General features: G+C 67.9%; 6 protein-coding genes. 4 read left to right on the top strand and 2 right to left on the bottom strand.

Going from position 1 to position 12,472, the window contains the following annotated elements; genetic code table 11:
* Positions 1 to 286: 286 nt before the first annotated feature.
* Positions 287 to 3,358 carry a BTAD domain-containing putative transcriptional regulator gene (locus ACFY2A_RS02670; protein WP_387167449.1) on the bottom strand — a complete coding sequence of 1,024 codons (3,072 nt, stop codon included), beginning with the start codon at positions 3,356 to 3,358 and terminating at the stop codon, positions 287 to 289.
* A 577-nt stretch (positions 3,359 to 3,935) separates the two neighbouring features.
* On the opposite strand from ACFY2A_RS02670, the gene ACFY2A_RS02665 reads away from it, so the two are divergent.
* The 4 genes from ACFY2A_RS02665 to ACFY2A_RS02650 are packed head-to-tail and all read left to right on the top strand — an operon-like array spanning position 3,936 to position 8,733.
* On the top strand, positions 3,936 to 6,344 hold the full coding sequence (locus ACFY2A_RS02665) for a putative bifunctional diguanylate cyclase/phosphodiesterase (RefSeq protein WP_387167545.1): 2,409 nt from the start codon (positions 3,936 to 3,938) through the stop codon (positions 6,342 to 6,344).
* 13 nt (positions 6,345 to 6,357) lie between these two features.
* Complete coding sequence (locus ACFY2A_RS02660; protein ID WP_387167446.1) at positions 6,358 to 7,662, top strand: glycosyltransferase 87 family protein; 1,305 nt, start codon at positions 6,358 to 6,360, stop codon at positions 7,660 to 7,662.
* A 17-nt stretch (positions 7,663 to 7,679) separates the two neighbouring features.
* Positions 7,680 to 8,312 carry a phosphoribosyltransferase gene (locus ACFY2A_RS02655; protein ID WP_387167443.1) on the top strand — a complete coding sequence of 211 codons (633 nt, stop codon included), beginning with the start codon at positions 7,680 to 7,682 and terminating at the stop codon, positions 8,310 to 8,312.
* A 19-nt stretch (positions 8,313 to 8,331) separates the two neighbouring features.
* Positions 8,332 to 8,733 (top strand): zf-TFIIB domain-containing protein, encoded by a 402-nt coding sequence (locus tag ACFY2A_RS02650; RefSeq protein ID WP_387167440.1) that lies wholly within the window; start codon positions 8,332 to 8,334, stop codon positions 8,731 to 8,733.
* Between the two features lie 461 nt (positions 8,734 to 9,194).
* Here ACFY2A_RS02650 and dnaB read toward each other — a convergent pair whose 3' ends face one another.
* A complete protein-coding gene (gene dnaB, locus ACFY2A_RS02645; RefSeq protein WP_387167437.1) occupies positions 9,195 to 12,134 on the bottom strand; it encodes a replicative DNA helicase in 2,940 nt (979 codons plus the stop codon).
* Positions 12,135 to 12,472: the final 338 nt, after the last annotated feature.

The following is a 12,472-nucleotide window of genomic DNA, read 5'->3' as shown; positions in this document are numbered from 1 at the left end:
GCGTGCCGCGCCGGCGGTGTCGACGTGGGTGAGCTGGGCGGGTTCGGTCACGGTCGCGAGCCTATCCCGGCGGTACGACAGCACGTTTCCGTAGCTCGGAAGGAGCGGCGCGGGAACGCCGCCCCTTCCTCACCAGCCTGCCTCGGGTTGCTGGGGTAGACCCGGCGGCAGGGGTCGCGACGAGATCCGGCAACTGTCGGATCTCCCCCCGTCGACGAACGCTCGGGAGGTTAGCGACCCTGGCGATAAGAAATCGATAAGGACGATGGCCAGCGAGATCCGGCGATCAGCAGATCGGTGTGCCCTGCTTCAGCGCGGCGAGACGGCGCTCGATCTCGAACCGCTCGGGTGCTCCGGTTGGCACGATGAGCACCAGTGCCCGTTCCAGATGTCGCCGGGCTTCGGTCGGGTCCGCGCTCAACAGGTGCTCGGCCAGACCGGCCAACGCCCGGGCCTGCTCGTAACGGTTGTCGATCCGGACCGCCAGATCAAGCGCTCGCCGGTGTGCCCGCAAGGCGCCGTCGACGTCGCCGTCGGCCGCCAGCGTCAGGCCGAACTCGTTCAGCGCCGTGCACTCCGCCTGCCGCTCGGCCGAATGGCCGGTGAGTTCCAGCGCCAGTTCGTGCTGCCGCCGGGCCTCCGCAAGCAGACCCACGCCGCGATACGCCGCGCCCATCACATTGCGCGCGTCGCCTTCGCCGTGCCGGTGACCAGTCTGGGCGTACAGCACCATGGCGGACCGCAGCAACCGCAGGGCCGGAGCGTGCTCCCCTAAGCGCACCCGTGCGGCGGCGATGTGGCTCAGCGCGTTGGCGATCTGGTACCGGTCGCCTTCCACCCGTGCCCAGAGCAGATGAAGGCGATGTACCCGCAGCGCCTCCTCGTAACGACCCAACCAGGTAAGGGCGATACCGACGTTCGGAAGGTGTATCCGAACCTGACCTATCAGCCGCATCGGAAGGTCGCGCAGTGCTGCCATAGCAAGATCGATCGACTCCCTAAAATCACCCACCATGCAGTGGACCACGCTCAGGTTTCCACGAATCCGGGCGATGTCTCCACGGCGGCCTGCTGCCTCAGCCTCCGCCAGCGCACTCTTCAAGCACTGAACCGCCTGGTGATGCGAGCCGGTCTTGGTGAGTGCGGAGGCGAGATAGTTGTTCATGATGCCGGCCGCGCGATCGTTCCCCAACTGCTGTGCGGCGGTGAGTCCCAACTCGTGCGTAAGCTGAATATCCTCAAAATAGCCCCGCACATAGTAGAAACGCCAAAGGACGCGAGCCAGTCTCCAGGTATGACCATGAAGAGAGTTTTCTGCGGCCAGTTCGATGAAGAGATTCAGGTTGGCCCTTTCCCGTTCAACCCAGTCGATGTCGACCGTCCCAGGCGCGGGCAGTAGATCGGGGCGCTCCGGCACCACTTCGCCTATGTCGCCGAAAATGTCGACGAGCCTGTTCAGCGACTTCGTGGCGGCGATTGACAGTTGCATGACCTGGTCGAGCAGACTGGCAAGCGCAGCCCTTCTGGCCTCGTTCGAATCTTTTTCCAGGCACTTCTCGCGAGCGTACTGTCGGACTAGGTCGTGCATCCGATAACGACCATTTTCCGACTCTTCGAGTAAGTGCCGATCCACCAGGTCATCGAGGATGTGCCCAGCTTTCGCGTATGACAACCCGGACATGGCCGCAACCATGCTGATGCAGTAGTGCCCATTATGCACACCAAGCAAGCGGAACACACGCTTACTCACCTCGTTCAACGGCTCGTACGAGGCGGTGAAGGCCGTAGCGACGCTGGGCTCACCCGTCCCGAAGGTGGCCAACCCTGACTCGTTTGCGGCGAGGCGAGCGGCCAAGTCAACCAGCCGACGGTTGCGCCGGTGAGCCAGCCGCGACCCGACCAGCCGGATTGCCAGCGGCAGGTAACCACAATTGCGGACTATCTCCGCAGCGGATTCAGGTTCTGCATTTACCCGCTCTTCTCCAGCGCTGACCGCGAGCAGACGGACAGCCTCTTCTGACGACAGCACCGATAGGGACTCCGGAGGCCCTACATCCAGGTCGAGGAGTCGCCGACGAGAAGTGATCAGTATTACCGAAGACGCCGTGACTGGTAACAGCGAAGCCACCTGCTCGCTGTCGGCCGCATTGTCGAGAACGACGACCGCACGGCGAACGGACAGTTCCCTACGCCACAACCCTCGCCGCTCATCGATGTCAACTGGAATTCGAGGAGCCGGAACACCCAACTGGCGGAGAAGCACCACGAGGGCAGTGGCGGGATCCATCACGTTGCCCTCATCGTGACCGCGCAGGTCGATGAAGAGTCGACCATCCGGGTGCGAGGTCGCCAGATGCCTGGCGACTTGCACGGCGAGGGTCGTCTTGCCGCTTCCGGCCATCCCGTCGATCAGGTGAACGACGGGTGCCGGGCCTGCGGCGGCTCGGCTCCGGCCGATCATTCGGTCGACGAGGGCCTCCCGGCCAACGAAGTGAGCTACAGGTCTGGGCAGCCAGTCCCAGTCGATCCCACCGATGTCAGGCGTCGTCGAGTGCAACGCGCTCGAATCGTCGCTGTCCCCGGAACCCCTGGAGGGGAACGCCGATATCGCAGCCGCTCGATGCCCGACCATCTCCTGATGCAGTCGCCGAAGATCGGATCCCGGCTCGACGCCGAGTTCGGCCCTCATGACTCGGGCCGCGGATCGAAATACCGAGATCGCGCCGGCCACGTCGCCGCGCCGATGCAGCGCCCTCATCAACAGCAGCAGCGCCGGCTCTCGGATCGGATGGGTCGCGACCGTTCGCCACAGCAGCGGTAGGGCCTCCTCCACGCGGTCCGCTGCGAGGTGGAGGTCCGCGAGGAGTTCCACGGCGAGAAGGTGCTGTTCCTGGGCGGCGGCCACATGAGCAGCCAGCGAGGCCCCGAGAGGCACACCCAGCAGGGGTGGCCCGTGCCAGAGGGGCATCACCCCGCTCAGCAACGACCGCGCCGTCTCCGGGTCGTCGCGGTGGTTGCGTTGACGGGCCCGCTCAACCTGGTCAAGGAAGTGGAACAGATCCACGTCGTCGGTCGCGACCTCCAGGCGGTACCCGCCGCGCTGACGTACCAGCACCCCCTGGCCAGCTTCGTGCGCCTCGAAGGTACGTCGAAGGTTTGCGGCGTAGGTCCGGACATTCGGTACGGCCGAACGCGGTGGGCCCTCCGGCCAGATCTCGTCGATCAGTTCCTCTATGGCTACCGTCCGTCCCGAGTTCATCACCAGCTCGGCCAGAACGGTTCGTTGCTTCGGCGTGCCGAGGTCCACCTCGGACGAACCAAATAAGACCCGAAAGCCGCCAAGCACCTCAATCTTCACTTTTCGAACCCCTTGTGAGGCAGGCATTCGCGTGACCGCACCTTAACAATGCGCATCGCACCGGGTGAACCGCAACAAACGCTCGGTCACGGGGATGGCGACATCGGCGATGTGCGACCACAATCCGAAGTGGCGACGAACAAGCCTTGCCGAATTCGGTAAGCCAACTGTCGGCAGTAGACGAGCAACTCGACAAACTTCACGATCGATGCGCTCCGCACAACACATATAAACGGACGGTCATGAATAGCGGCATCCTTGGCTAATGTTGCGTATTGTCACATTTATCCTGGCTCGTCCGACCTGTCTCGACTTAACCTCGCTTTCGCCATCGAATGGAGTCTCCATCGATGAGCTGAGGCGTCGAGTTGAGGAGGCGAAGACATGCGTGGCAACGACTGGACCTGATCGATACCGCGGGATGCCCGCACCGGCGGTAGGCTGCCATCACGGTGGAGCGGCCGTCAGGAGTGGCATGATCCATCTCTCGACACGAGACAATGAGACCGATCGGCGGCTCACGCTGCTAGTCGGTCTCGTCGTCGTGGCGGCGACCGCAGCCGTCTCCGCCTCGACCATGATCGCGTCGACCTCGCCGTTGATCACCCCTCTCAACGAGCTGTCCGTTCTGGTTATGTTGATCTTCATGAGTGCGGTCGGCACTCTCGTCAACACCCCCGTCCGGATCAGGTCGACAGGTCATTCGATCAGCTGGAACGAGACTGCGCTGGTGATGGCCCTGGCTCTCGCGCCAACGCCGTGGGTGGTCCTGTGCACCGCGGCCGGCGTGGCACTGGCCTCGCTCCGGCTACCACCGATCAAGCTCGCCTTCGGCGTGGGCAAGAACGTTCTGATGGCCGTAGGTGCCGGCGCCACCCTCCACGCCGCCGGTTGGGACGGCCTCAGCGGCGACCCGTGGCTGCTGATACCTCCGCTCGCAGCGGCCTACCTCGCCGCCGCTCTGCTCGACGAGGCGCTGGCGATGCCCGTGATCGCGCTGGCCTCGCGAACTCCCATCTCCCAGCACTTCCGCAACAACCTCGATCTGAGGATTGCTGGATACCTCGTACGCTTCTGCGTCGCCATCGGCAGCCTGCTCATCCTCGAAGCGGATCCCAGGCTGCTACTCGCCGTTCCACCGCTCGTGCTCAGTCTGCATCTGGCGTACGCCGGCCGGATCCGACAGCGCACCGAGCAGCAGGTGTGGCAGCGGCTCGCTCAGACCACCGACGCGCTCAACGTGGTCGAGCTGGACGAGGTCCTCACCACCGCGGTCACCCGGGCATCCGAACTCTTCTCCGCCGACGAGGTGGAGGTCGAGCTGCGCGAGACAGACCGGGTCGTGCGCGGCGGCGCCGAGGGAGTCAGCTACGACGGGCCGGCCGACGAGTCCACCACCGTCCAGGGCGCGGTGGTCCCCGTCCGCCTGGAAGGGCACGACAAGACGGTCGACGTGGGCATGCTGCGGCTGCGATTCCGCGGACCGGTGAAACTCTCCGAGCGGGAGCACTACACCCTCTACACCTTCGCCTCGGCGCTGTGCACCGCCATCCGCAACGCTCAGGCGTACGCCGAACTCGCCCGGGTGGCCCAGGCCCACGCGCACGACGCGACGCACGACGCGCTCACCGGTCTGCCGAACCGGCGTCACCTGCTCGACGCGGGCAACGACCACCTGAACCAACGGCACGCCGACGGGGTGACCGCCCTGGTCCTGATCGACCTGAACCACTTCAAAGAGGTCAACGACACCCTTGGCCACACCGCCGGTGACCAGATGCTGGCCGCCGTCGCCGAACGGCTGCGCGCCGCCGCCCACGCCGAGGACCTGGTCGCCCGGCTCGGCGGCGACGAGTTCGCTGTACTCCTGCGCGCCCTGCCCGCGCCCGCGGTCGCCGCACACCGCACCGAAACGCTGCTGGCGGCGCTGCACGAACCCTTCGACATCGACGGCATGCGGCTCAACGTGGAGGCCAGCGGCGGCATCGCCGCCGCGCCCGCCACCGGCGGCATGGTCGAACTGCTGCGCCGCGCGGACGTCGCCATGTACCAGGCCAAGCGGGCCGGGCAGCGTCTGGCCAGCTACGCGTCCGCCCGGGACACCGCCGACCTGGGTCGCCTCACGCTCGGCGGCGACCTGACCCGAGCCGTGGCCGACCACGAGTTCACCGTCAAGTTCCAGCCGATCGTCGAACTCGGCACCGGTAAGGTCATCGCCGCCGAAGCGCTGGCCCGATGGCGTCACCCCACCCACGGCATGATCGACCCGCTGCGCTTCCTGGAGACCGTCGAGCGGTCGGGCCTGCTACCCGCCTTCGCCGAAGCCATCCTCGACCAGGCCCTGATCGCCGCCGGCACCTGGCGGGACGCCGGCTTCGACGTACCCGTGGCGGTGAACGTCTCCCCCCGCAGCCTGCTCGACACCCGGTTCCCCGGTTCGGTGCTGGCCCGCCTGCGCGCCCATGACCTGCCACCCGACCGGCTGATCCTGGAACTGACCGAGACCCTCACCCTCAGTCAACTCGACGTCGTAGACCAGGTACTCACCCGACTGCGCGACGCCGGCATCCGGCTCGCCCTGGACGACTTCGGCACCGGCTACTCCTCGCTCTCGCTGCTCTCCCGGATCCCGGTGCACCAGCTGAAGATCGACCGGAGTTTCGTCACCGCCATGGAATCCTCCACCGAGGCCGCCGCGATCATCCGCTCCACCCTCGATCTCGGTCGCAGCCTCGACCTCGCCGTGGTGGCCGAGGGTGTGGAGCGGGAGGCGCAGCGACGCACGCTCTGGGAACTGGGCTGTACCGCCGGCCAGGGTCATCTCTTCGCCCGCCCACTGCCCGCCGGAACGCTGCTCGCCGCCCTCCAGCGCGGCACCGGTGACCGGACCGGCTGCCTGGCGGTCGCCCTGCACGACGCCGGTGCGGTGGTCCGGCTACCGCAGGGACGCCGACAGGGCGGCCGGGGCCGCCACCAGCCGGCCTGACACACTTGCCCGGGTGAGCACGACCCTCCCGACCCGCCGCCGTTCCGGGTGGTGGCACCGGATCGACAGCGCCGCCGGAGGTCTCGCTCTCGACCTCGGCCTCTACACCGTCTCCGCCGCCTTCGCCGCAGTCACCGCGGCCACCTCCACCCTCCTGCCGCACCGCGCCTGGGGCGGCATCGCCGCGCTCGGCTACCTCGGCGCGGCAATCGTGGCGCTCGGTCAACTCCTGCTCCGGCGGCACCGGCCCGGCTCGGCGCTGGCCGGACTTCCCGGACGCTGCCTGGTCACCGTCCTCACCTGGATCGCCGTCGCCCTGCTACCGCTGCTCTGGCAGAGCGTGCAGCGCGCGGCGGGGCGTACCGACCGGGCCCAGGAAGAGGTGCTCGTCGTCGAGGAATCCGGGCGGCGGCTGGTGGAGACCGGCACGCCCTACCTGGGACCAGACGCCATCGCCGCGCTGCCGCCCGGCGAACAACTGCTCGGCTACACGCCGTACCAACCGGCCATGGCCCTGTTCGGGCTGCCCCGCGCGGCCACCGACGCGTGGTGGAGCGACGCCCGGGTCTGGTTCGCGATCGGCACCGCCCTCGCTCTCCTCCTCGCCGTCCGCGTCCTGCGCCGGCCGGAGGGTGTGGCCGCAGCGGTCGGGCACGACGCCGCCGTGCTGCGCGGGGTACAGGCCGCCACCGTTCTGCCGATCTGCGCGCTGACCCTCGCCACCGGTGGCGACGACCTACCCGTACTCGCGCTCTGCCTGCTGGCCCTCGCGCTCGCCGCCACCGCACGACCCGATTGGGCCGGCGTCGCCGTCGGACTCGCCGGTGCACTCAAACTCTTCGCCTGGCCGGTCGCCGCCGTCCTGGTCATCTGGGGTATCTGCCGGCGGGCCGGCCTGCGGGTCGCCGCCGGTGCGCTCGGCCTACCCGCCGCCGCGCTGCTGCCCACCCTGCTGGTGGACCGGGACGCCCTGGTGGAGAACGTGCTGCGGTTCCCCCTCGGACACGGCCTGGTCTCCAGCCCGGCGCAGTCACCGTTTCCCGGCTATCTGATCGCGAACGCGCTACCGGCGGGCCGGGCCGTGGCAGCGGCCCTGCTGGTCGCCGCCGCAGTGGCGATCGCCGTCCGGCTCGCCCGCCGCCCGCCCCGCACCGCCCGCACGGCAGCGCTCGTCTGCGGGTACGGGCTGCTCGTGGCGATCCTGCTGATGCCCAGCACCCGGTTCGGCTATCTGCTCTACCCGGTGGCGTTCCTCGTGTGGGCACCCGCACTCGACGTTCCCGGGATCCGGCAACCGGCGAGCGAAGACGGCCCGTAGGGCGTAGACCTGAGAGCATGACCACCTACCGCGACCGCAGCGAGGCGGGCCAGGTGCTCGCCGACCGACTCACCGCCCTGATCGGCGAACCGGACGTCGTCGTCCTGGGACTGGTACGCGGCGGCGTGCCGGTCGCCCAGGTCGTCGCCGAACGCCTCGGCGCACCACTGGACGTGCTCGTGGTCCGCAAGCTCGGCATGCCGTGGGCCCCCGAGGTCGCCTTCGGCGCGCTCGGTCCGGCGGGCGTACGCGTGGTCAACGACGTGGTGGCCGGGCAGCTCAGCCCCGACGACATCGCCGACGTGCAGCGCCGGGAACAGGCGGAACTGGATCGGCGCGAACGGCTCTACCGGGCCGGCCGACCGCCGCTGGATCTGACCGGACGCACCGCCGTCATCGTCGACGACGGGCTGGCGACCGGGGCCACCGCCCGGGCCGCCGTGCAGGTGGCCCGCCATCTCGGCGCCCGTCGGGTGGTGGTCGCCGTACCGGTCGGTGCCCAGGAGGCGTACGAGATGCTCGCCGCCGAAGCCGACCAGGTGATCTGTGCTCAGCGGCCGCCCACCTTCACTGCCGTCGGGGCGCACTACGACGACTTCCACGAGGTTTCCGACGACGAGGTGACGGAGGCGCTGACCGCTACCGCGTGAGTCGACCAGGTACCGTCGGGTGATGAGCCTGACCTGTCCCAAGTGTCACGGAGAAATGCGTCAGTACGAGCGCAGTGGCGTCGTCATCGACCAGTGCGGCGAGTGCCGAGGGATCTTCCTCGACCGCGGCGAGTTGGAGAAGCTGTTCGAGGCGGAGGCCAACTGGAGCGCCCAGCAGGCCCCGCCGCCGCCCGCCCCGCAGCCGGCCCAGCACGCCCCCCAGCCGGGCGGCTACCAGCCCCCGCCCCCACCGCCCGCGCCACACCAGCCGGGCTACGGCGCCGTGCCGCCGCCTCCGCCCCCGCCGCACGGCTACCCGGCCCCGGCGCCCGCCTACGGCCACAGTCAGCAGCACTACGGCTACCACGGGCACTACCGCCGGAAGAAGCGCAAGAGCTTCCTCGACGACATGTTCGGCTGAGCCGTTCAGCTCCGGAAGACCGGTCCGGCCGAACGCCCGGACCGGTCTTCCACTCCACAGCCAGTCACATCCCGGCCAGCCCGGTCACCGGTGCCTGCGCCCGGCCAGCCCGCCGCCCGACCCGTCGCTGCCCGGCTGAAACCGGGTCCGGCCGCGCCCGGCACCGCCCGACCGGTCGCTGAACGCGCTGGCGGTCGCCGGCTGTGGGACGCTGCCGGCATGGGGTCGCGAGCTTCGCACATCGCACTTGCCAACGCGTACGACGGCATCATTCCATCAGCTACTGGCACGCGTTCCCCGGCGGTACCGGAAACGCCCGGCACGCCTGGTGGGCCCGTCGCTCCGCGGCTGCATTCGAGAGTCCGTCCGAAGTGGTCCAACTCCTGAGCGGCGTGATCTCGATGCCTTGGCCGCCCGCTTCCCGGTGCTCGGCTGAGCCCGTGAGCCTCGGCTGAGTCAGGTCAGACGATCGCCATGTCCACGAAGCGCGACAGGTGCAGCTGGGCGGCGACCGTCACAGTGTCAGTCGGGCCATTTCTGTGTTTAGCGATTATGAAATCCGCCTCTCCGGCGCGGGGGGACTCCTTGTCGTAGTAGTCGTCGCGATGCAGAAGGATGACAACGTCCGCATCCTGTTCAATTGACCCAGATTCACGTAGATCGGACAATTGTGGGCGCTTGTCGGTGCGCTGCTCAGGGCCACGGTTCAGCTGGCTGACCGCGATGACCGGACACTCGACCTCCTTAGCCAGCAGCTTCAAGCCACGGGACAGGTCCGCGACCTCCTGCTGCCGGCTCTCGGTACGCTTCGGCGAGGTCATCAGCTGGAGATAGTCGACCACGATCAACTTGAGGTCATGCCGCTGCTTGAGCCGACGGGCCTTCGCCCGGATCTCCATGAGGTTCATGCTGGGCGTGTCATCGACGAACAGCGGGGCCTCGCTGATCTCACCCATGCAGCGGGCCAGCTTCGTCCAGTCGTCATCGGACAGTTGCCCGCTGCGCAGCACGTGCAGTGGCACTCGGGCCTCGGCCGAGAGCAGCCGCATCACGATCTCGACCTTACTCATTTCCAGCGAGAAGATCGCCGCCGCCTGGTTGGCACGAATCGCAGCGTTACGCGCGAAGTCCATGCTTGCTGTGCTGTTGTGCGTGGGAATCATCGACCGCCCGGCAAGGTACAGGTGATCCTCGTTGTCGACCGTGACGCACCGCACGGGGACACTCGGCACCGGTCGCACATCCACGATGTAGCGGGATCGGGTACCCGCGTGCCGGCGCGTGGCGTGCGACTCCCGCTTCCTGGTCAACCGGAACACCTCGTCCGAGGTAGAGAAGTTCAGTGTGAAAGCCGTCGAGCTTTCGGGAGTGCGGCCGTTGACTCGCTTGCGGTTGATCGAGCATCGGTAGCCCAGGCTGACGACGAGTTCGTACATATCCTCGGCCATCCGCTCCGAGGTGGTGGTGTATTGGATGTGTCCGGCTGGCGCGGCGGTACCGTCGGTGTCGAGCAGTCCGGCCAGCAGCTTCCGTCGCTGCTCCTCCGACGCTCGGAGGTAGGGCTGCGGAATGTGCTTGTCGTTAAGGACACCGGCGGCTCGAAGCAGCCCGGTGAACGAGCCACGCAACCGGCGACACGACGCGCAGTGGCGGGCACCGTTCCAGCTGGACTTCGTCGCCGTACCGCAGGTCTCGCAACCCTCGCGGTCGGCGGTCTCGACCATGCCTCTCGACCTGGCGCCACACGTCCTTCCGCAGGTTCTTACCGCAGGCGCGCGGGGAGTGAAGATGACGCCGCAGACGATGCAGCGACGATCGTCGAGTGGTGCCCGCGGCGGCAGCTTGATGCCATAGGAGTAGGTCCCGCTTCCCGGGGCGACGATGAAGCCATCGGCTGCGACGTACTGTGCGATCTCCGGATCCGCCGACGTGAACCGGGCGCCTGCCGAGTGCCCGTCGCCCAGCCACACGCCAAGCGTGTACGGGGGGATCGGCAGGTCCTCGCGGGCGGGAAGGGACAGCGGTCGAGCATTGGTCACCGCGTGGTTTGCGCGCCCGTCAGCCGGATGCCGCAGTGTCGCGGCGATGTGTTCGGTAGTGACGGCCCGAGGGTGTGCCACGGTCGTATTGCTGTTCATCATCCGACTCACCCGGCTCAGGTGTGCGTCGAACAGGGCATGGGCGCTGTAGGCGTCGACCGTCCGACGCCAGGGCCTACCGTTCCGGGAGTACTGACGTTCGACAGTGCCTGCGATGCCGACCTTGGCCGCCACAACGTGCAGGACGTTCCGGAACTGGGACCCGGCGATCTCCACGGCTTCCCGGTAGGTGACAAGCCGGTCGGGAATTGCGGTGACGGTCCGGTGTACGGCTGCCGCCTTGACGCGCGCCGAGGCATCCCGCTGGTAGCGCGGCCGGCGCTCATTCTGTTGGCGGCGTGAGGCCCGGGTGGTCGTCGTCCACAGGTGCTCGGCATCGGCGACGATGACTGAACCGTCGGAGAACTCGACCTCGTAGCAGGGGCGGTCGTGGCGCACCTCGTAGGCGTGCGTGACGGTGGTAGGGCGGCCGTCCGCACCGATCAGCTGATCGCCTACCTGCACCTCGCCCATCGTCGTCCAGCCGGCCGGAGTTGGCAGGGGCGTGTCGAGCGCGAGCGCCTTTCCGAGGCCAGGTCTCCCCGCCACAATGATCAACTGACCGGCATGCAGCCCGTTGAGCAGGCGATCCAGGTCGGTGAAGCCGGTCGGCACGCCGGTCATCACGCCGCCCTGCGCACCGACCGCCTCGATCTCGTCGAGCGTCGGTTGCAGCATGTCGGCCAGGATGGCGAAGTCCTCACTGACCCGGCGTTCCGTGACGTCGTAAACGGCCTGCTGAGCCAGGTCGACGACGTCGTCCACGTCCCGGCTGCCACCGCTCGCGGTGCCGTAGCCGAGTTGGACGATCCGGGTGCCGGCCTCGACCAGGCGCCGGAGCACCGCGCGTTCGCTGACGATGCGCGCGTAGTAGGCGGCGTTCGCGGCGGTCGGCACGCTCGCGATCAACGTGTGCAGGTACGGAGCGCCACCCACGCGGGCCAGATCGCCGGAGTCGGCAAGTGCCGCCGCGACGGTGATGGCGTCGGCCGGTTCGCCCCTGCCGTAGATCTCCAGGATGATGTCGAAGATGGTGGCGTGCACCGGCCGGTAGAAGTCGTTGGTCTTGAGGATCTCGACGACGTCGGCGATGGCGTCCTTGGAAAGCAGCATGCCGCCCAGGACGCACTGCTCCGCGGCAACATCCTGCGGTGGCGTCTTGTCGAACTGACCGTCGCGTGGTCCGTCGCCGGACTGCTGCCCGCCGCCCGGGAACGACTCCGTCCGCCTGTCGTCGGTGACCGACACCGGGCCCCCCTCCACTGCGTCGGATCGGTTCCAGGCTTACCGCCCGGATGCGACAACGTCGACCGGCCGCTTCGATCGGGGGCCATCGGGTCAGCAGGTCGGTGGCAACCATACGGACTCCGAGGTCAGCCACTCAACCGTGGCGGTGGACGAGCCTCGGGACAACCTGTGGATTCAGGTGGACAACCATGTGCGCAGCGTGTGCACAGGGTGTGGATAACGGATGGGGAATTCTCGCCGGAAAGGCGCTGACCTGCGGAAACTCTTTCCCCAGCCTGTGGAGGGGAATTTCCGGGTAGGGCTTTGTCCTGAACCTCCCGTAAGATCGGTGGCCTACGGCTACACCTGGACAG

The sequence above is a fragment of the Micromonospora sp. NPDC000442 genome (genome assembly GCF_042898635.1).
In the GTDB taxonomy this organism is placed as follows: Bacteria; Actinomycetota; Actinomycetes; order Mycobacteriales; family Micromonosporaceae; genus Micromonospora.
The sequence above is the reverse complement of the archived record's forward strand: the minus strand, read 5'-3'. Positions and strand labels throughout refer to the sequence as shown.